This is a genomic window from Streptomyces sp. NPDC052236, from assembly GCF_044548015.1.
GTDB lineage: Bacteria > Actinomycetota > Actinomycetes > Streptomycetales > Streptomycetaceae > Streptomyces.
The window spans coordinates 23193-42237 of record NZ_JBIUBL010000047.1 but is presented as its reverse complement, the minus strand read 5'-3'; the positions used below and the strand labels follow the sequence as shown (position 1 = coordinate 42237).

15 protein-coding genes are annotated in these 19045 nt (G+C 70.0%); 8 read left to right on the top strand and 7 right to left on the bottom strand.

The window, feature by feature from the left end:
• Positions 1-449 precede the first annotated feature (449 nt).
• Positions 450-899: a PTS glucose transporter subunit IIA gene (locus tag ACIHCQ_RS42165; protein WP_399674315.1), complete on the top strand. Its 450-nt coding sequence runs from the start codon at positions 450-452 to the stop codon at positions 897-899.
• Between the two features lie 75 nt (positions 900-974).
• Positions 975-2642, top strand: coding sequence for a phosphoenolpyruvate--protein phosphotransferase (ptsP, locus tag ACIHCQ_RS42160; protein WP_399674313.1), 1668 nt, complete (start codon positions 975-977; stop codon positions 2640-2642).
• Positions 2643-2732: 90 nt separating this feature from the next.
• Here ptsP and ACIHCQ_RS42155 read toward each other — a convergent pair whose 3' ends face one another.
• Entirely contained in the window at positions 2733-3686 is a 954-nt protein-coding gene (locus ACIHCQ_RS42155) for a hypothetical protein (RefSeq protein WP_399674311.1), read from the bottom strand.
• Positions 3687-3924: 238 nt separating this feature from the next.
• Positions 3925-5934: an acetoacetate--CoA ligase gene (locus ACIHCQ_RS42150; protein WP_399674310.1), complete on the bottom strand. Its 2010-nt coding sequence runs from the start codon at positions 5932-5934 to the stop codon at positions 3925-3927.
• A 242-nt stretch (positions 5935-6176) separates the two neighbouring features.
• Between ACIHCQ_RS42150 and ACIHCQ_RS42145 the strand changes: the two genes are divergently transcribed.
• Positions 6177-8564, top strand: coding sequence for a glycoside hydrolase family 31 protein (locus ACIHCQ_RS42145; RefSeq protein WP_399674308.1), 2388 nt, complete (start codon positions 6177-6179; stop codon positions 8562-8564).
• Positions 8565-8664: 100 nt separating this feature from the next.
• Here the strand turns inward: ACIHCQ_RS42145 and ACIHCQ_RS42140 are convergent, their stop codons facing one another.
• Positions 8665-9078 carry an NUDIX domain-containing protein gene (locus tag ACIHCQ_RS42140; RefSeq protein WP_399674320.1) on the bottom strand — a complete coding sequence of 138 codons (414 nt, stop codon included), beginning with the start codon at positions 9076-9078 and terminating at the stop codon, positions 8665-8667.
• 69 nt (positions 9079-9147) lie between these two features.
• Between ACIHCQ_RS42140 and ACIHCQ_RS42135 the strand changes: the two genes are divergently transcribed.
• The 4 genes from ACIHCQ_RS42135 (at position 9148) to glpK (ending at position 13666) form a co-directional block, all read left to right on the top strand.
• The gene (locus tag ACIHCQ_RS42135) at positions 9148-9972 is read left to right on the top strand and encodes a M15 family metallopeptidase (protein WP_399674306.1); all 825 of its coding nucleotides are present in this window, start codon (positions 9148-9150) and stop codon (positions 9970-9972) included.
• A gap of 194 nt (positions 9973-10166) precedes the next feature.
• Positions 10167-10667, top strand: a complete 501-nt coding sequence (locus tag ACIHCQ_RS42130) for a Zn-ribbon domain-containing OB-fold protein (protein WP_399674305.1) — start codon at positions 10167-10169, stop codon at positions 10665-10667.
• Complete coding sequence (locus tag ACIHCQ_RS42125) at positions 10664-11854, top strand: lipid-transfer protein (protein WP_399674304.1); 1191 nt, start codon at positions 10664-10666, stop codon at positions 11852-11854. The genes ACIHCQ_RS42130 and ACIHCQ_RS42125 overlap by 4 nt, the downstream gene beginning before the upstream one ends.
• A 300-nt stretch (positions 11855-12154) precedes the next feature.
• On the top strand, positions 12155-13666 hold the full coding sequence (gene glpK, locus ACIHCQ_RS42120) for a glycerol kinase GlpK (protein WP_399674303.1): 1512 nt from the start codon (positions 12155-12157) through the stop codon (positions 13664-13666).
• A gap of 109 nt (positions 13667-13775) precedes the next feature.
• On the opposite strand, the gene ACIHCQ_RS42115 is transcribed toward glpK, so the two are convergent.
• From ACIHCQ_RS42115 to ACIHCQ_RS42100, 4 genes are read right to left on the bottom strand one after another with little or no spacing between them, the layout of a single operon-like run.
• On the bottom strand, positions 13776-14381 hold the full coding sequence (locus tag ACIHCQ_RS42115; RefSeq protein WP_399674302.1) for a GTP-binding protein: 606 nt from the start codon (positions 14379-14381) through the stop codon (positions 13776-13778).
• Positions 14362-14769, bottom strand: coding sequence for a DUF742 domain-containing protein (locus ACIHCQ_RS42110; protein WP_399674301.1), 408 nt, complete (start codon positions 14767-14769; stop codon positions 14362-14364). Before ACIHCQ_RS42110 ends, ACIHCQ_RS42115 begins: the two co-directional genes overlap by 20 nt.
• A 9-nt stretch (positions 14770-14778) precedes the next feature.
• Positions 14779-15231 (bottom strand): roadblock/LC7 domain-containing protein, encoded by a 453-nt coding sequence (locus ACIHCQ_RS42105; RefSeq protein ID WP_399674299.1) that lies wholly within the window; start codon positions 15229-15231, stop codon positions 14779-14781.
• Entirely contained in the window at positions 15228-18149 is a 2922-nt protein-coding gene (locus ACIHCQ_RS42100; RefSeq protein ID WP_399674297.1) for a nitrate- and nitrite sensing domain-containing protein, read from the bottom strand. Before ACIHCQ_RS42100 ends, ACIHCQ_RS42105 begins: the two co-directional genes overlap by 4 nt.
• A gap of 346 nt (positions 18150-18495) precedes the next feature.
• On the opposite strand from ACIHCQ_RS42100, the gene ACIHCQ_RS42095 reads away from it, so the two are divergent.
• The gene (locus ACIHCQ_RS42095; protein WP_399674296.1) at positions 18496-19023 is read left to right on the top strand and encodes a hypothetical protein; all 528 of its coding nucleotides are present in this window, start codon (positions 18496-18498) and stop codon (positions 19021-19023) included.
• Positions 19024-19045 lie beyond the last annotated feature (22 nt).

Sequence of the window (19045 nt, the reverse complement as noted above, 5' to 3'; positions counted from 1 at the left end):
CCAACCTGACACAGACTGCATCAGGCCGGGGTATCAACATATCTGGCGTTGACTTTTGGCACGCTGTTGAGTTCTCAAGGAACGGACGCTTCCTTCAGGCCCTTTTCACAGGCCCTCCGGGCGCTTCCCTTCGGTGTATCCATATTCTATCAGGCTTTTCGCTCTTCCCAACCACCGTCTCCGCAAACACACGGAAGAAGAATCAGGGATAGCAAAGGTTTTGATAGTCGCCGCCGACCCCCGACTCAGAGTCGCGTTGGGGTCAGGCAGGGGTACGACAGTACAGGCCGCCTAGAGCCGAGGCAAATCGATTCCGGCGCGCGTCCGGGTGCATCGGCGGGCAGACGGCTCACGGAACTGACACTTCTTATGACCTACCCTTCTGAGCAGCGCGTTGTCCCGGACAGACGGTGTCGACGCCGTACGAATCTCCGGCCTTGGGAGGCCCCATGACCACAGTGACGTCCCCTCTTGCCGGACGTGCCATCGCACTCGCGGAGGTGCCGGACCCGGTGTTCTCCGGCGCGATGGTCGGCCCCGGTACCGCTATTGATCCCGTGCGTGAGCCGTCGGAGGCCGTCTCCCCCGTTGACGGCATCGTGGTCTCCCTGCATCCGCACGCCTTTGTCGTCGTCGACGACGAGGGTCACGGCGTGCTGACCCACCTCGGTATCGACACCGTGCAGCTCAATGGCGAGGGCTTCGAGCTGCTCGTCAACAAGGGCGACACTGTTCAGCGCGGGCAGGCTGTGGTGCGCTGGGACCCGTCGGCCGTCGAGGCCGCCGGTAAGTCCGCCATCTGTCCGATCGTGGCACTCGAGGCCACGGCCGACTCCCTCTCCGCTCTCCGCGAGAACGGCGATGTGAAGGCCGGGGACACCCTCTTCAGCTGGCAGTGACACCGGCGCCGCGGAGACGGCGAGTTGCACATCCATCGCGGCGGCCGTGGCCGCCGCACAATCGGAGACGGTCAAATGGAGACACTGCGAGGCGTCGGCGTGAGCCACGGTGTGGCAATCGGCGAGGTTCGGCACATGGGCACGGCGGTCCTGGAGCCGCCGGCCAAGCAGATTCCGGCGGAGGACGCGGGGCGTGAACAGGGGCGCGCTCACAAAGCCGTCGAAGCTGTGGCCGCCGACCTGATCGCTCGGGGCAACCTGGCGGGTGGCGAGGCACAGGGCGTGCTTGAGGCACAGGCCATGATGGCTCAGGACCCGGAGCTCATGGCCGACGTGGAGCGGCGCATCGCCGTCGGCAGCACCGCCGAGCGTGCGGTGTACGACGCGTTCGCCGCGTACCGGGCGCTGCTGGCGAACGCCGGCGAGTACCTGGCCGGACGGGTCGCCGACCTCGACGATGTGCGGAACCGGATCGTGGCGCGCCTGCTCGGTGTGCCGATGCCCGGTGTGCCGGACAGCGACGAGCCGTATGTACTGATCGCGCGGGACCTCGCGCCGGCGGATACAGCGCTGCTCGACCCGACGCTGGTGCTCGGGTTCGTCACCGAGGAGGGCGGGCCCACAAGTCACAGCGCGATTCTGGCGCGGGCGCTCGGCGTTCCCGCGGTGGTGGCGACGCCGGGCGCCAGTGAGCTGGCCGAGGGCACGCTGATCGCCGTCGACGGCAGCACGGGCGAGATCTTCGTGGAGCCGAGCGCCGAGAAGCGCAGTCAGCTGGAGTCGGCCGCGGCGCAGCGCAAGGAGGCGCTGACCGCTTCCAGCGGGCCGGGTGCGACGTCGGACGGGCACAAGGTGCCGCTGCTCGCCAATGTCGGCGGTCCCGCCGATGTGCTGGCCGCGGTGGCTGCCGGCGCCGAGGGCGTGGGGCTGTTCCGTACGGAGTTCCTGTTCCTGGACGACAGCAAGCAGGCGCCTTCCGAGGAGAAGCAGGTCGAGGCCTATCGCAAGGTGCTCGAGGCGTTCCCCGAGGGCCGAGTGGTCGTGCGGGTGCTGGACGCCGGTGCCGACAAGCCGCTCGACTTCCTGACTCCTGCCGATGAGCCGAACCCGGCGCTCGGTGTGCGTGGGCTGCGCAGCCTGCTGGACCACCCGGACGTGCTGCGCACGCAGCTGACCGCGCTGGCCAAGGCTGCCGAGGGTATGCCGGTGTACCTGGAGGTCATGGCGCCGATGGTGGCCGACCGCACCGACGCCAGGGCGTTCGCGGACGCCTGCCGCGCGGCCGGGTTGCAGGCGAAGTTCGGGGCGATGGTGGAGATTCCCTCCGCCGCGCTGCGGGCGCGTTCGATCCTGCAGGAGGTCGAGTTCCTTTCGTTGGGGACCAATGATCTCGCGCAGTACACGTTCGCCGCCGACCGTCAGGTGGGTGCGGTGTCGCGGCTCCAGGATCCATGGCAGCCGGCGCTGCTGGATCTGGTGGCGATGTCGGCCGAGGCCGCTCGGGCCGAGGGCAAGAGCTGTGGGGTGTGTGGTGAGGCTGCCTCCGATCCGCTGCTCGCGTGTGTGCTCACCGGTCTTGGTGTGACCTCGCTGTCGATGGGTGCGGCGTCGATTCCGTATGTGCGGGCGATGCTGGCGAAGTACACGTTCGCGCAGTGCGAGCGGGCTGCCGCTGCCGCGCGGGCCTCGGACACTGCGGAAGAGGCGCGGGTGGCTGCGCAGACGGTGCTGTCTGGGGAGTAGGCGCGTGTAGCGCGTGTAGATGGGACGAGGGGGCTTCCTGCCGGGGCGGTAGGGAGCCCCCTCGTCGTGCGTGCGTGGTGACGGTTGCGTTTACGTTCCGTGGTGGAGGCCCGGGTCTTCGGGAGTGGCGATGTTGAAACCCGCGCAGTACTCCACGCCGGGCTCCGGCGAGAGTGGTTCGCCGGTGTCCGCGTCCGTGCAGTAGGCGCTGAAGACCTCGCCCGCGGTCAGCGGGAGCAGGCCGCCCTGGTGGAGCCGCCAGCCGCGTAGGTGGTCCGGGGTGCCGGGAGCGCTCGTACGCAGCACCACTCCCCCGGCGCCTTCGAGGGCGATGCCCGCCGCGAGGACGGTGACGAACTCCGCGCCCTCGGACGCGTCCAGCTGGGCGGGTACAGCCGTGACTCCCTCGGCGTGGAGGACGGCGAGGAGCTGTTCATCGGGGGCCGGGACGCTGCACACGAGGTGGTGTTCGCCCGGTCCTGCCCCTTCGAGCAGCCGCATCAGGATGCTGGAGGCCTGGTCGAAGGCTGCCCGGCCGATGTCCTGACCGCAGTCGGCGCACTCTCCGAGGCCGGCGAGCAGCATCGTCGCGTACTCCCAGGTGGCCTGGCGGACCGCCTTGCTGATGAGCTGGGGCAGCAGCCGGTCGATCGGCTGTCCGGTGTAGCGGACGCCGGTGCCGCGGGCGGCAATTTCAGCGGTGTAGCGGCTGCGGCTGGTGGGGTCGTCGGGGGCGAGGCCCTCTTCCGCGCAGAAGTCCGTGAAGTCCTCCGGGTCGAAGAGGGCGACGGTGGTGTGCAGCTGCTGGGAAGCGAGGGTTTTGAGGAGGGATTCGACCTGCCGTAGGTAACTGGCGTGGTCGTCGAAGGGGAAGGTGCGGTAGCCGCGCATCGCGGTGAAGTCGTGCTCGTCGGCGATGAGGGCGACAGTGCTGGGGGCTTCGCGGCGGAGGGTTCGGCGGAGGGTGGTGTTGCGGGTGGGTGGGTTGGGTCGCTTGGGGTGGTTGGGTCGCTTTTGCGGCCTTTGCTTTTTGGTGTAGGCCATTTCTCCCCCTGGGTGCGGTTGATTGCCGGCGTGATTACTGGTGACTTACCGTAATCGACGGCACTGACAGTGGGAGTGCGGGTGGGTGGGGTGGGCGGGTGGGTGGCGGGGGGGGGGGGCGGCGCCTGCGGCGGGCTTGTTCCCCTACCCGCCCCTTCCCTTAACTGGGGCTCCGCCCCAGACCCCGCGCCTCAAACGCCGGAGGGGCTGGGGGTGCCGGAGGGGCTGGGGGTGTGCCTCAATCGCCGGAGGGGCGGGGCAGGGACTCGTAGAAGCGCAGCAGGTCCAGGTTGTCGACCGAGCCCGGGTTGATCGCCTTTGTGAGGGGTGTGCCCTGTAGCAGGCGTTTGACCGGGACTTCAATGCGTTTGCCCGTCAGCGTGTGGGGGACGCCCGGGACCTCGATGATGTCGTCCGGGACATGGCGCGGGGAGAGCTGCTCGCGGATCGTTTGCCTGATGCGGGCGCGCAGTGCGTCGTCGAGAGTCGCGCCGGGGGCGAGGTGGACGAAGAGCGGCATCCAGTAGCCGCCGTCCGGCTCCTCCAGGCCGATGACCAAGGACTCGTGGATCTCGGGAAGGCGTTCGACCGCTTCGTAGATGTCCGCCGAGCCCATCCGGACGCCCTGGCGGTTCAGGGTGGAGTCGGAGCGGCCGTGGATGACGACCGAGCCTCGGTCGGTGATGGTGATCCAGTCGCCGTGCCGCCAGACCCCGGGGAACATCTCGAAGTAGCTCTCGCGGTAGCGGCTGCCGTCGGGGTCGTTCCAGAAGCGGATCGGCATGGACGGCATGGGGTTGGTGACGATCAGTTCGCCGACCTCGCCGATGACCGGCTTGCCCTGCGGGTCCCAGGCCTGGAGGTCCGTGCCGAGGCAGGCGGCCTGGAGTTCGCCGATGTGTACGGGCAGTGTGGGGACCCCGCCCGCGAAGCAGCTGCATACGTCGGTGCCGCCGCTGACCGAGGCGATCCACAGGTCCTGCGCCACTTCGTCGTGCAGCCAGCGGAAGCCGTCGGGCGGGAGCGGGGAGCCGGTGGTGGCGACGCATTTGATACGGGACAGGTCGTGGTCGCGCGCGGGATGGACGTCCGCCTTGCCGCAGGCCATGACGTACGCGGCAGAGGTACCGAAGAGGGTGGCTCCCGTTCGCTCGGCGATGCCCCACTGGGCGCCGGTGTCGGGGTACCCGGGGCTGCCGTCGTACAGGACGACGGTGGTGCCGGTGAGCAGGCCGGAGACGAGGAGGTTCCACATCATCCAGCCGGTCGAGGTGAACCAGAAGAACCGGTCCCCAGGGCCCAGGTCGCAGTGCAGTCCGAGCTGTTTGAAGTGTTCCAGCAGGATGCCGCCCTGCGACTGGACGATGGCCTTCGGGAGGCCCGTCGTGCCGGAGGAGTACAGCACCCACAGCGGGTGGTCGAAGGGGACCTGTTCGAAGACCGGTTCTGGGGCGTCGGCCCATGTGTCGCCCGCGGTGACTGTTGACCAGTCGAGCGCGCCTTCGGGGGGCTCGGTACCCAGCAGCGGGATGTGGATGACCGCGCGCAGGGTGGGGAGTTCGCGGCGCAGTTCGGCGACCGTCTCGGTGCGGTCGTGTTCCTTGCCGCCGTAGCGGTAGCCGTCGACGGTGAACAGGACGACCGGCTCGACCTGCTGGAAGCGGTCGAGGACGCTGCGCGCGCCGAAGTCGGGGGCGCAGGAGGTCCATACCGCGCCGACAGCGGCGGTGGCGAGCAGCGCGGTGACGGCCTGCGGGATGTTGGGGAGGTAGCCGCTGACGCGGTCTCCGGGGCGTACGCCGAGGATGCGCAGTTCGGTGGCGAGCACCGCCACCTGGCGGCGGAGTTCGGACCAGCTGACCGCGGTCGGCTCATGTGTCTCGTCCACATACAGCAGGGCCGCGTCATGGGCGCGGGCTGGGTCCTCGGCGGTGCGCAGCGCGTGTTCCGCGTAGTTGAGCGTCGCTCCGGGGAACCACTGGGCGCCGGGCATCGCGGCATCGGCGAGGACCCGTTCGTACGGTGTGGAGAAGCGCACATCGAACCAGTCGGCGACGGCCTTCCAGAAGGTCTCCAGGTCGTCGACGGACCAGCGGTGCAGGGCCGCGTAGCCGCCCTCGGCCGGGGCTCCGTGGCGCTCGGCGGCCCACGCCTGGAATCGGGTGATCCGGGCGGCGGCGATCCGGGCGGGGTCCGGCTGCCACAGGGGGGCGGTGTTCGCTCCTGCGGGGTTCGCTGCTGAGGTCATGGGGCGGCTCCCGGTGGATCTCCGTGGCTGTGCGTGGTGGCTGTGCGTGGTAGCTCTGCGTGGTGTTCGCCCGTACGGGCGGGTGCGCGCGTCACACAGCTGAGACGGACGATGCCATGTGATCGTCCTCCGCACCAGGGCCCATCACCCATGGTCAGGCAACGGAACATGTGCTCCCACCACGGGTGAACGGGAGCTGAACAGACCCCTTGCGCGCCCGGCCTGGTGGCAGGGTGAGCCGTATGGATGGTCGTGAGCTGGTGCGCTCGGTGAGGACGTTCGGCACGGCGCAAGGACTACGGGCGGCGCGCTCGGCATGGCGGCAGCGGCGGACCGACGCTCAGGGGCTGCCTCCCCGGGGCGCGGAACGGGCCAGGGTGCCGGGGCAGGTGACCGGCGCCGAGCCGCTGCCAGGGGGCGGGATCGTCCGGTTCGCCCGTTCCGAGCTGCGGATCCGGGTCGCGGTGGGGGGCGCGGTCTTCTGGGGGTGGGACGGGGCGGAGCCGGAGCCGTCGTACGCGCTCGACGGCACGCCTCCCGAGCCGGATCCGCGGGCCGGGCTGGAGCCCGACAAGGACGGCGGCTGGCGTGTGGTGTCGGAGCGGGTGACGGTCGAGGTCTCCCGGTACGGGGCCGTCGAGATCCGTACGCCCGGCGGTGTCGTACTGCGCCGGGAGCTGCCGCCGCGCTGGTGGGAGCCGGTCGGAGGGGATGGGCCCGCGCGCTGGGCGCAGTGGACCGAAGTGCCCGCTGACGCGCGTTTCTTCGGGCTCGGCGGCCGGGCCTCGGGACCGCGGCTGCGCGACGGCGCGTACCGGCTGTGGAACACCGACCCCAAGGGCGGCTTCGTTCCCGGCGACGACCCGCTCTACATCACCATGCCGGTGCAGCTCGTGGTCTCCGACGCGGGCACCCATCTCGCCTTCTACGACAACTCCTGGGAGGGAGTCGTCACGCTGCGCGAGGGTGAGGAAGGCGCGGGCTCCGGGCATGACCGGCCCGGCGCCAGTGAGGTGCGTATCGACGGCGGGCCGCTGCGCTGCTGGGTGGTGGTGGGCACGCCCGCGCGCGTACTGGCGGGCTGGACTCAGCTGACGGGCGCGCCCGCGCTGCCACCGTCGTGGGCGCTGGGCCCCCAGCACGCGCGGTGGGGCTTCGGCAGCGAGCAGGAGGTGCGCCGGATCGTCGCGGGCTACCGGGAACGGGAGCTGCCGCTGTCCGCCGTACATCTCGACATCGACCACTACGACGCGCATCAGGTCTTCACCGTCGATCTGGAGCATTTCCCCGATCTGCCGGGGATGGCCAAGGATCTGCGCGAGGACGGGGTGCGGCTGGTCTCCATCGTGGATCCGGCGGTGAAGGCGGAGCCGGGGGCGGCGGTGTACGAGAGTGGGGCGGCGGCCGGGGCGTTCGTACGGGACGCGCGCGGCAAGGAGGTGCGGGGCGTCGTCTGGCCGGGCGACTGCGTCTACCCGGACTTCACCGATCCGGGCGCGCGAGTGTGGTGGGGGGAGCTGTACGAGGAGCGGCTGGCACAGGGCTTCGCCGGGGTGTGGCACGACATGAACGAGCCGGTGTCCTTCGCTCCCTTCGGCGACATGACGCTGCCGCGCTCCGCCCGGCACGCGCTGGAGGGCCGCGGCGGCGACCACCGCGAGGCCCACAATCTGTACGGGCTCGCCATGGCGCGCGCCGGGTACGAGGCGCTGCGGCGACTGCGCCCGGAGGAGCGGCCGTTCCTCTTCTCTCGTTCCGGGTGGGCGGGGATGCAGCGGTACGGAGGCACCTGGTCCGGCGATGTGTCCACCGGCTGGCCCGGGCTGCGCGCCTCGCTCTCCCTGGTGCTGGGGCTCGGGTTGTGCGGAGTGCCGTACTCCGGTCCCGATGTGGGCGGCTTCGACGGCAGTCCGTCGCCCGAGCTGTATCTGCGCTGGTTCCAGCTGGGGGCGTATCTGCCGCTGTTCCGTACGCATGCGGCGATCGACGCGGGGCGCAGGGAGCCGTGGGAGTTCGGGCCCGAGGTGCTTGGGCACGCGCGGGCCGTCCTGCGCGAACGGGAGCGGCTGCGCCCGTACTTCGTCACGCTCGCGCATCTGGCGGGGCTGACCGGGGCGCCGTACGCCCGGCCTGTGTGGTGGGGGTCTCCGGCGGACCGGGCGCTGCGCGACTGTGAGGACGCCTATCTGCTGGGTGACGCGTTACTGGTCGCGCCGGTGCTGGAGCGCGGGGCGGTGCGGCGGGCGGTGCGGCTGCCGCGGGGCCGGTGGTACGACACGGCGACGGAGCAGGCGTACGACGGGCCCGGTCAGGTGGTGGTGGACGCGTCCCTGTCCCGTATCCCGGTACTGGCGCGGGGCGGTGCGGTGATCCCGGTACGGGGCGCGGACGGCGGTATGGAGCTGGAGGTGTGGGCGCCGGCGGCGGGGCGTACGGGTGGCGGTCTGGTGGTCCCGGATGTGGGCGACGGCTGGGAGCGGGGCGAGGTGGAGCGGTACGGGACTCGGGTGGTGGACGGGCGGGTGGTGGTGAAGCAGATGGGGGGCGGCGGCGGCTCGGGGGCGCCGAGGTGGGCGGTGCGGGTACGGGGGCTGGGGCGGGGACGGGGACGGGATGGCGGCGGGGGTTGATGGCCTGGGCCGTGACCCGGGACTGACCCGGGACTGACGGCCTTGGCCCTGAGTCGGGCCCGGGCCGGACCGGGCCTTGCTCCGGGCCTCCCGGATACCCTCACGTGTAGTGGCCCGCGAACCAGTTCCGTACGGCGATGGTGTGCAGCGGGAACGCCAGCTCCTCGGGGGCGCGCAGCAGGTGCCAGCCCACCGTCTCGTCCGTGGGTGCCGACGCCGGCAGTTGTGAGACCGCGCGTTCCGGCAGCAGGCCGAACAGCAGCAGATAGCCGTCCGGTGAGCTCAGCGCGTCCGCCAGGCGGACGTCCTCCCGTGCCGCCTCGATGCCGGTTTCCTCGGCCAGCTCCCGTACGACCGCGTGCTGCCACTCCTCGGTGTGGTCGATGTAGCCGCCGGGCAGGGCGACGCCGCCGCGCTGCGGTTCGATGGTGCGGGTGATGACGACGAGTCCGGTGCCGTACGCGTCGCGCGCGGGCAGCAGCGCGACGGCGACGGGCAGCGGGTTGCGGTACATGGGAGACACGCGCCGACTGTATTCGATCACCCTTTCGCGCAGGGGTGGGACCTGGTAAATGATGTGCCCATGACACGATTCTTTCGCATGCGCTTCCACTCCCGCTTCCGCGCTCTGGTCGCGACGGCCGCCGCGCTCTGCGCCGTCACCGTGGCCGCCACCCCGCCCGCACAGGCCGATCCCGAGCCGAAGGCCCCCAAGGAGTTCGTGGCGCTCGCCTCCGTGGATCCGACGATCATCCAGGAGATGCGGTACACGACCCCGCACAACTTCGTGGGTAAGCCGGTGGACGGCTACCTCCAGCCGCTCTGCATCCTGACGCGGCCCGCCGCGCAGGCGCTGCATCAGGCGCAGCTGAAGCTGCTGCGGCAGGGTTACTCGCTGAAGGTGTACGACTGCTACCGGCCACAGCGTGCCGTCGATCACTTCGTGCGGTGGGCGCAGGATCTGCAGGACGAGACCATGAAGAAGGAGTTCTATCCCCAAGTCGACAAGTCGCGACTGTTCGCGGACGGTTACATCGCGGAGAAGTCCGGGCACAGCCGGGGCAGCACGGTCGATCTGACCGTCGTGAAACTGCCGGCCCTGCCGACCAGGCCGTACTTCCCGGGTGAGCCCCTCGTACCGTGCTACGCGCCCCAGTCCGAGCGGTTCCCGGACAATTCCGTGGACATGGGTGCCGGTTTTGACTGCTTTGACACAATCTCACATACGGATGACCCGAGGATTCAGGGCGCGCAGCGGGCCAACCGGCAGCTACTGAAGGGCACCCTGGGCGCGCTCGGCTTCGTCAATCTTCCCGAGGAGTGGTGGCACTTCACGTACAAGCCGGAGCCGTTCCCGGACACCTTCTTCGACTTCCCGGTCGCCCGGCGCTCGGTGGCCGGTCACTGAAGGCGGGCGGCCCCGGAACGGGTGGCCGGGACCACCCCCGTGGGTTCCGGCCACCCGTTCACTGCTATCGGACGCGCGCCGGGCGCATCCGGTTCTCCTTACGGGGGGTCGAATGACGAATCCCTGAGCCGTGGCACACTCCTCCTTTCTGACGTACTGTCAGATAAGAAGATTCGGGGGGCCGGGGAGGGATCTTGACGCGCACACCCGTAGTGGCCGGTTGGTTCACACACGACAGTGGTGAGGAGGACTTCCGCCTCCTGGCCACCCGTTGTACGGCCTGCTCAGCGGTCTTCTTCCCGCGCGAGGACTCGTACTGCCGCAATCCTGGCTGCTCGGGAGGGGACCTGGCCGAGGTGCCGCTCTCCAAGCGCGGGCGGGTGTGGTCCTACACGGACGGGCGCTACCGCCCCCCTGCGCCGTACGTCTCCGATCCGGACGCGGAGTGGGAGCCGTACACGCTGCTCGCGGTCGAGCTCGAAGCCGAGCGCATGGTGATCCTGGGGCAGGGAGCGCCCGGAGTTGCTCTCGCCGATCTGGCCGTGGGCATGGAGGTCGAGGTCGTGCCGGGAGTGCTCAACGAAGACGCGCACACTCGCACCGTGTGGACGACCTGGCACTGGCGGCCCGTACACACAGCCGGGTCCGGGGCCGGGGCCGGGTTCGGGGCCGGGGCCGGGGAGAGCGGGTCATGACCGGCGACGTCGCGGTCCTCGGGGCCGGAATGCACCCCTGGGGCAAATGGGGCCGCAGCTTCGTCCTGTACGGGACGGCAGCCGCCAGGGCCGCGCTCGCCGATGCCGGGATCGAGTGGCGTCAGGTGCGGTCGGTGGTCGGCGCGGACACCGTGCGCTGCGGCTATCCCGGTTACGTGGCGGGGGCGACGTTCGCGCAGGCGCTGGGCTGGCAGGGCGCGCGCGTCACCAGTGTCTACGCGGCGTGCGCTTCGGGCGCTCAGGCCATCAACACCGCCCGCTCCCAGATCCTGGCGGGCATGGCGGACGTGGTGCTCGTGGTGGGCGCGGACTCGGCGCCGAAGGGTTTCTTCGCGCCCGCCGGGGGCGATCGGCCCGACGATCCGGACTGGCTGCGCTTCAGGGTGCTGGGGGCGACCAATCCCACCTACTTCGGGCTCTACGCCCGCCGCCGCATGGCCCTGTACGGCGACACTCCCGAGGACTTCGCCCTGGTCAAGGTGAAGAACGCGGCGGCGGGGGCGCTCAACCCGAACGCCCGTTACCGTAAGCCCGTCTCGGCCGAGGAGGTCGCCGCGTCCGCCGTGGTCGCCGATCCGCTGCGGCTCCTCGACATCTGCGCGACCTCCGACGGCGCGGCCTCGCTGGTGCTGTGCAGCATGGAATTCGCGCGTCGGCACGGGACCGCCGATCCGGTCCGTATCCGCGCGGTCTCCACCGTCACACCGACCTACCCGAAGACCGTGCTCGACCTCCCCGACTTCGCGACCGAATCGGCCGTGGCGGTGGAGGCATCCCCGTACTCCTTCCGCGCCTCGATCGCCCGCGCGGCGTACGAGGAGGCGGGCATCGGCCCCGAGGATCTCTCGCTGGCCGAGGTGTACGACCTGTCCACCGCGCTGGAGCTGCAGTGGTACGAGGACCTCGGGCTGTGCGGCGCGGGGGAGGGGGCCAAGCTGGTGCGCGAAGGGGTGACGGCGCTCGGCGGGCGTATTCCGGTGAACGTCAGCGGCGGACTCGCGTCGTTCGGGGAGGCCGTGCCCGCTCAGGCCATCGCGCAGGCCTGCGAGCTGACCTGGCAGCTGCGCGGCGCGGCCGGGGAGCGGCAGGTGGCCGGAGCCCGCGTCGGGATCACCGCGAATCAGGGGCTGTTCGGCCATGGCTCAGCGGTCGTCGCCGTGCGCTGAGTCCGGCCTCTCGCACCGTACGTTCGCCGCGGACGTGTCAATGGATCGGCACGGACCCGGCACTGACCGAAACGGACGGAGGGCCCGAATCGGCCGTGAACAGCGCTTGCTGTCAACGACCTTGACCCTCCATCACGGCCGGTGAACACTGCCTCTTCGTCGGCATCGCCGCACGTCGGCACGTACTGAAAGATGTCGCGAAGGCCGCAGGCCGCCTGGGTCCCGGTGGCCGGACCCGTCATCAGCGGGCTGCTGTCCGGCCTCATCTTCAACGCAGCCTTCTAGCGACAAGGGGACGTCATGACGGACAAATTCGTCGCCGCAATCGACCAGGGCACCACCTCCAGCCGCTGCATCATCTTCAACCAGGACGGCGCGATCGTCGCCGTCGACCAGCGCGAGCACCGTCAGATCTTCCCCAAGCCGGGGTGGGTGGAGCACGACGCGACCGAGATCTGGTCCAAGGTCCAGGCAGTGGTGGCGGGGGCTATCGCCAAAGCCGGGCTGCGCGCCAATCAGCTCAGCGCGCTCGGCATCACCAATCAGCGGGAGACGACGGTCCTGTGGGACCGGGCGACCGGCAAGCCGGTGCACAACGCGATCGTCTGGCAGGACACCCGTACGGCCGCGCTCTGCCACGAGCTGGGCGCCGCGGACGGGCAGGACCGCTTCCGGGACGCGACCGGGCTGCCGCTCGCCAGCTACTTCTCCGGTCCGAAGGCGGCCTGGCTGCTGGACAATGTGCCCGGACTGCGCGCCCGCGCCGAGCGCGGTGACATCGCTTTCGGCACCATCGACTCCTGGCTGATCTGGAACCTCACGGGCGGTACGGAGGGCGGGGTCCATGTCACCGATGTGACCAACGCTTCGCGCACCATGCTGATGAACATCCAGACGCTCCAGTGGGATCCGTCGATCCTCTCCGCGATGAATGTGCCGCAGACGATGCTGCCGGAGATCAGATCATCGGCGGAAGTGTATGGGACGGCGGTCGGCCAGCTTGCCGGGGTGCCGGTGGCCTCGGCCCTCGGTGACCAGCAGGCCGCGATCTTCGGGCAGGCCTGTTACGACACGGGCACGGCGAAGAACACGTACGGCACGGGCAGCTTCCTGCTGCTCAACACCGGCAGCAGGCCCGTGCCGTCCAAGAGCGGGCTGATCACCACGATGGGCTACAAGATCGGCGACGAGGCGCCGGTGTACTGCCTGGAGGGGTCGATCGCGATCACCGGGGCGCTGGTGCAGTGGTTCCGGGACCAGCTCGGCATCATCCGCAGCGCGGACGAGATCGAGACGCTGGCGGCGAGCGTGGAGGACAACGGCGGGGCGTATGTCGTGCCCGCCTTCTCCGGGCTCTACGCCCCGTACTGGCGCTCCGACGCGCGCGGCGTGATCACCGGCCTGACCAGGTATGTCACCAAGGCGCATCTGGCGCGGGCGGTGCTGGAGGCGACGAGCTGGCAGACGCGTGAGGTCGTCGACGCGATGTACCAGGACTCCGGGGTGCGGATCAGCACGCTGAAGGTGGACGGCGGCATGACCGCCAACAATCTGCTGATGCAGCACCAGGCGGATGTGCTCGGGGTGCCGGTCATCCGGCCGAAGGTCTCCGAGACGACGTGTCTGGGGGCGGCGTACGCGGCGGGGCTCGCGACCGGGGTGTGGTCGGGCCTGGACGAGCTGAAGGCGCACTGGCAGCGTGATGTGGAGTGGTCGCCGCGGATGGAGGCGGAGATCCGCGAGCGCGAGTACCACAACTGGCGCAAGGCGGTGGAGCGCAGCTTCGGCTGGGAGGAGAGCGGCGGCGCTTGAACCGTCGGCGTGCAGGACTCACGGCCCGTACCCCGGTCGGTGGGGGTACGGGCCGTGGCCATGGGTTATATGAGTTATATAGGTTATGTGGGTTATGTGGCAGGGCTGATTACGTGGTGGCGTGAGCGCGTTGCCGGTCGGCGCGGGCCAGGGCGTGTTCCACCACCGCCACCAGTACTTCCTTCGCGGACTCCCGCAGGCGCGCGTCGCACATCAGCACCGGCACCTCGATGTCGAGGTCGAGCGCCGCCCGTACGGTCTCGCCCGGGAACCGGCCCGCGCCCTCGAAGCAGTTGACGGCGACGGCGAACGGGATGTCGCGCCGCTCGAAGTAGTCGATCGCGGCGAACGAGTCCTCCAGGCGGCGGGTGTCGGCGAGGACCACCGCGCCCAGGGCACCCTGTGCCAGCTCGTCCCACAGGAACCAGAAGCGGTCCTGACCGGGGGTGCCGAAGAGGTAGAGCACCAGGTCCTCGCGGAGCGTGATGCGGCCGAAGTCCATGGCGACGGTGGTGGTCGTCTTGGCCTCGACGCCTTCGATGTCGTCGACGGGGCGGCCCGCCTCGCTCAGCGTCTCCTCGGTGCGCAGCGGCCTGATCTCGCTGACGGCCCCCACCAGGGTTGTCTTGCCTACGCCGAAACCACCCGCCACCAGGATCTTCAGAGCCACCGGTTCGACGAAAGGCTGATGTCGGTTAGAGCGCCCGAAGACCATTGATCACCTCTTGGAGAATGCTCGCGTCCGGCAGTTCGGCCGGCGGAACGGGACGGGTTACGTGCACCAGGGCGTCCTCGAGAAGATCTCCGACCAGGACCCGGACCACTCCAACGGGGAGGTCCAGGGTGGCCGCGAGTTCGGCAATCGATTGGGGGATGTCGCCGCAGCGCTCGACAATTTCGACGTGTTCAGGTGAGAGCGACTGGTCGCGTCCGGGGTCGTCGGCCGCGGCCTCCGGGACGACCAGCGCGATCAGATCAAGGTGCTGGCGGGTCCCGCTCGTGGTACGGCCGCGCGTCATGGCATAGGGGCGGACCACCGGACCGGCTTCGGCATCGAACCAGTGGTGCGGCGGCTGCTGGGCGTAGTGAGCTGAATCACTCATGCCGTCCACTCACCCTCCGGCAGCCAGACCGGTCCGGGGCGCGGTGGCGAGGTGGACACCGACCCGCTTGACCATGAGCGTCATCTCGTACGCGACTTGGCCGACGTCGGAATCGGAGTCGGCGAGCACGGCCAGGCAGCTGCCGTCACCCGCCGCCGTGACAAAGAGGAAGGCATCTTCCATTTCCACCACGGTCTGGCGGACGCGGCCCGCCTCGAAGTGACGGCCGACGCCCTTGGCGAGGCTGTGGAATCCGGCGGCGACGGCGGCCAGATGCTCGCTGTCCTCACGGGTCAGGTCCCGGGAAGCGCCGGTGGCCAGTCCGTCGCCGGAGAGCACCAGTGCCTTGTGGATGCTGGCGACGCGGTCGACCAGTTCGTCAAGGAGCCAGTTGAGCTCGCCGGCCCCCTTGCCGACGTGGGAGCCCTGGGTGCTGGGTGCTGCGGCGTACGGTGCGGTCATCGACCGTCCCCCTCCAATGTGGTTCTTGGTGCGGTCTCGCCGGCGCCGACGCCATTGACGCGGTCGATGACGTGGTCGGTGACGTGGTCGGTGTCAGTGGCTTCGGCGCCCTCGGCGTTCTTCCTGCGGCCTCGCTGCCAGCCTCGCTGCATGGAGGCCATGCGGTTGCGCACTCGCGCCGCGTCACGCTCGATCTCCTGCTCGGTGGCGGGAGCGGACGCGGGCTCGGGCTCGGCTGCCGGGGCGCTGGCCGCGTCCCTGAGCTGGGGGGCGAGGCTGGCCTGGCGAACGCGCCGCGGCAGGCCGTCGAGCAGGGGGGGCGCGGCGGAGCCGGGCTCGGAGCCACGGGGGCCCTGGGCTGCGGCAGGAGCCGATGCCGCTGTCGATGTCGGATCCGGCATGGGTACGGGTCTGGGGATCGACCACTTCACGGGGCGCGGACCGGAGGCGGTGCGGGGGTCATTGGCGGGCAGGGGGTTCGCGGCGCGTCCGGGCTCGGAGGGCTGGGCGGGGTGGCTGCGTCCGCGCTCGTCCACTCGGCGGCCTCCGTCCGTGACGAGAGTCGGGGGGTTACGGCGGGGCAGCGGCATCGGGCCGCCGGTCTCCTCGGGCGTCTGGTCGCGCGCCTGCTGGTGCTGCTCGTCCGCGCTTTCGCGGCGGCGGCTGTTGCTGCCGCTACTACCACTGCTACTGCGGGCACGGGAGTTGAAGATCCCGCCGCGTTCGCTCCCCGAGCCGTCGACGTCATCGACATCGGTGAGGTCGGTGAGGTGGTCGTTGAGGTCGGCGGTACCGTCCATGGCGCCTCGGCGGGCGGGCCGCCGGTCGTCGTAGCCCAGGCTGCCGACGGGCGGTTCCAGTTCGACAGGCCCGTCGAGCAGCGTGGAGCCGTTGCCGTTGAATCCCGCGGGTACCTGGGACAGCGCGAGCCTGCCGTCGCCGCCGCCGCCACCGCCACCGCCGCGGCGTCCCGCCGCGCTCTCGCTCTTGCGGTCGAGGCGGAAGCCGGTGCCCTGGGTGTCCGGGGCCTCGGTGAGCAGGGCCGCCGGGATGAAGACGACCGCGGTGGTCCCCCCGTACGGGGAAGGCTGCAGCGAGACTCGGACATGCTGGCGCTGGGCGAGTCGGCTGACAACGAACAGGCCGAGCCGGTCGGTGTCGGAGAGCTCGAATTCAGGGGTCTCGGCGAGCCGCAGATTCGCGTCGAGCAGCCCGTCGGGGGCCATACCGAGGCCGCGGTCGTGGATTTCGAGCGTGAAGCCGTTGGCGACTCGCTCGCCGTGCACCTGGACGGCGGTGTGCGGAGGCGAGAACACCGTGGCGTTCTCGAGCAGCTCGGCGATGAGGTGGGTGAGGTCGGCGACCGCCGGGCCGCCGACGCCGATGCGCGGCAGCCTGCGTACCTCGATGCGCTCGTAGTCCTCGACCTCGGCGACCGCTGCCCGTACGACGTCCATCAGCTGGACGGGCTTGCGCCACTGGCGGGAGGGGGCGGCGCCGGAGAGAATCACCAGGCCCTCGGCGTGCCGCCGCATACGGGTGGTGAGGTGGTCGAGGCGGAACAGGTCCGCGAGCTCCTCGGTGTCCTCGGTACGGCGCTCCATGGCGTCGAGGAGCGTGAGCTGACGGTGGAGCAGGACCTGGTTGCGGCGGGCGAGGTTCACGAAGACGTCGGAGACTCCGCGGCGCATGTCGGCCTGGCGGACGGCGGCCTCGACAGCGGCCCGCTGAAGGGTGTTGAGCGCCTGCCCCGCCTGGCCGATCTCGTCCTTGTCGTAGTCGAGGCGCGGGGCCTCGGTCTCGACGTCGACGTGCTCACCGGCGGCGAGCCGGCGCATCACGCTGGGCAGGCGGACACCGGAGACCTCGTGGGCCTCCTTGCGCAGCCGGGAGAGGTCGCGGATGAGGTCGCGGCCGATGCGTACGGAGACGATCACCGAGACGAGGAGGGCGAGGAAGCCCAGTACGCCCGCGATGCCCGCCCTGACGAAGACGCTGTACGCGGCGGGCTCGACGCGGTCCTGGTAGCGGTCGTTCGCTTCCACGGCCTCGCGGGCGAGGTCGTCGAGTACGGGGGTGGCCACGGCCGCCCAGCGTCCGGCCTCGGCCGCGCCGATCTTTCTGGCCGGACCGGCGTTGATGAAGCGTTCCTCGGCGTCGCGCAGGGGCGCGGTCTTGGGGCCGCGCCAGTACTCCGCGTAGATCGCACGTTCCTTGGCGGGCATGATTTCGAGATTGGTCTCGTGGTAGAGCTTGCGCTGCGCGACGTAGTCGGTGAGAGCACGGATCTCGTCGCTCGTGATCTTGTCGGTGACCAGCGCGGACGCGATCAACGCGTCCTCACGGGCGAGCATTTCGCGGGCCCGGACGATGCCGACGAGCGCGCGGCCCTGGCGCTCCATGTCGACGTCGTTGAGGGCGTGCAGCGAAAGGAGGAAGGAGTAGCAGGGGTCTACAAGGTGGTTGTAGAACTCCAGGGCCTGGCTGCGGGAGACGGTGCCGCTCTCCACGGAGCGGCGCAGGGCGTCGAGGCCGTCCAGAGCGTCGATGAGCGAGGTCAGCCGCTGTACGGTCTCGGGCTCCATGTCGGCGCGGACCCCGGACTTCGCCGCGTTGCCCTTGATCTTGGCGATGGCTTGGTCGGTGGCCGAGCGCTCCTTGCGCAGGGTGGGCAGGGCATCGGAACTCCGGCGGTCCGCGAGGTAGACGAGCGTCTGCCTGCGTTCCTTCTGGATGACATGGACGGCATCCTCGATGGGATGACCGACCTGCTCCTCAACGGAACTGGCGTCGAGTAGCTGATCCGCTTCCTGACCGGTGAGCACGGTGGCGAAGCCCCAGAGCGCGGTGAGGGAAATGAGCGGCACCAACAACAACGCCACGATCTTCCGGCGGATGGACTTCCCGCGAAAGCGCATGGCCTCCCCCTGCTCAACCCCGCTTGATGCGGCTGGTATTTCGTCAACAAACGGCGTGAGCCTACTACTGTCACACAGACAACTCGAAGGCACGTCCGGATGTTTTTCGGCCGCGAGCGGCCGTCTTGATCATGAGTTGTCCTGGTATTCGGGGAGTTGCCTTCCCCGTGATCGCGGCCCACACCGCTCTACACGTCATCTTTCGGACCGGCACAGATGGCTGGAATTCTCTGCCGCGCGGGAATCATCCGAGGTGGTCAAACGTCTTTCTGTACGGGGGCAGTTACGAGGAGTGGAATCCGGGCAGTCACCCTGAAGACGGACACAGGTGGGAGTGACAGGGGCCATGGACACGGACGAGCGTCGCAGTGCGGCGCGGGCGTCGAACTATGTATGTCAGTTGAGTTATGCCGGTCAACTTGCAGGTCAGCATGCAAGTCAGTCGAGTCGTGCCGCGAGTCACGCTTCGGATCAGGCGGGGGTGCCGCGGCAGGGGCTCTGGGTGGAGGAGCCCGCGGTCAGGTGGCGGCTGGCCGATCCGGTCCGTACGGCAGCGGTCCGCGCGGTGATCATCGTCGCGCTGACCATGATTCAGGCGATGGTCGCCTTCCTCAGCACGCTCACCGGGTCCTGGCTGGCGTTTCCAATGGTGCTCAGCAGCGTGGCCAGCACGGTGGTGGCGACGTGGGCGGCGCTGGACGTCTGGGTGACCCGCCAGGTGTGGAAGCAGCGCAATGGCGTGGTGTCCCTGCCGAGCAGCAGCGCGCGGCAGTTGCGGCGTGAGCGCCGCCGGGCGCGGCGCACGGCGCGGACGGCCGTGCGCCGCGCCGAGCAGATACGGCGGCGGGGCTCGGGGCAGCTCTCCGAGGCCTGAGACCCCGCCCCACGCCCCGAGG

Bases quoted from the DNA above. Each gene is read 5' to 3' on its own strand.
- ACIHCQ_RS42165 (WP_399674315.1), top strand. From the start codon at position 450: ATGACCACAGTGACGTCCCCTCTTGCCGGACGTGCCATCGCACTCGCG.
- ptsP (WP_399674313.1), top strand. From the start codon at position 975: ATGGAGACACTGCGAGGCGTCGGCGTGAGCCACGGTGTGGCAATCGGC.
- ACIHCQ_RS42155 (WP_399674311.1), bottom strand. From the start codon at position 3,686: ATGGCCTACACCAAAAAGCAAAGGCCGCAAAAGCGACCCAACCACCCC.
- ACIHCQ_RS42150 (WP_399674310.1), bottom strand. From the start codon at position 5,934: ATGACCTCAGCAGCGAACCCCGCAGGAGCGAACACCGCCCCCCTGTGG.
- ACIHCQ_RS42145 (WP_399674308.1), top strand. From the start codon at position 6,177: ATGGATGGTCGTGAGCTGGTGCGCTCGGTGAGGACGTTCGGCACGGCG.
- ACIHCQ_RS42140 (WP_399674320.1), bottom strand. From the start codon at position 9,078: ATGTACCGCAACCCGCTGCCCGTCGCCGTCGCGCTGCTGCCCGCGCGC.
- ACIHCQ_RS42135 (WP_399674306.1), top strand. From the start codon at position 9,148: ATGACACGATTCTTTCGCATGCGCTTCCACTCCCGCTTCCGCGCTCTG.
- ACIHCQ_RS42125 (WP_399674304.1), top strand. From the start codon at position 10,664: ATGACCGGCGACGTCGCGGTCCTCGGGGCCGGAATGCACCCCTGGGGC.
- glpK (WP_399674303.1), top strand. From the start codon at position 12,155: ATGACGGACAAATTCGTCGCCGCAATCGACCAGGGCACCACCTCCAGC.
- ACIHCQ_RS42115 (WP_399674302.1), bottom strand. From the start codon at position 14,381: ATGGTCTTCGGGCGCTCTAACCGACATCAGCCTTTCGTCGAACCGGTG.
- ACIHCQ_RS42110 (WP_399674301.1), bottom strand. From the start codon at position 14,769: ATGAGTGATTCAGCTCACTACGCCCAGCAGCCGCCGCACCACTGGTTC.
- ACIHCQ_RS42105 (WP_399674299.1), bottom strand. From the start codon at position 15,231: ATGACCGCACCGTACGCCGCAGCACCCAGCACCCAGGGCTCCCACGTC.
- ACIHCQ_RS42100 (WP_399674297.1), bottom strand. From the start codon at position 18,149: ATGCGCTTTCGCGGGAAGTCCATCCGCCGGAAGATCGTGGCGTTGTTG.
- ACIHCQ_RS42095 (WP_399674296.1), top strand. From the start codon at position 18,496: ATGGACACGGACGAGCGTCGCAGTGCGGCGCGGGCGTCGAACTATGTA.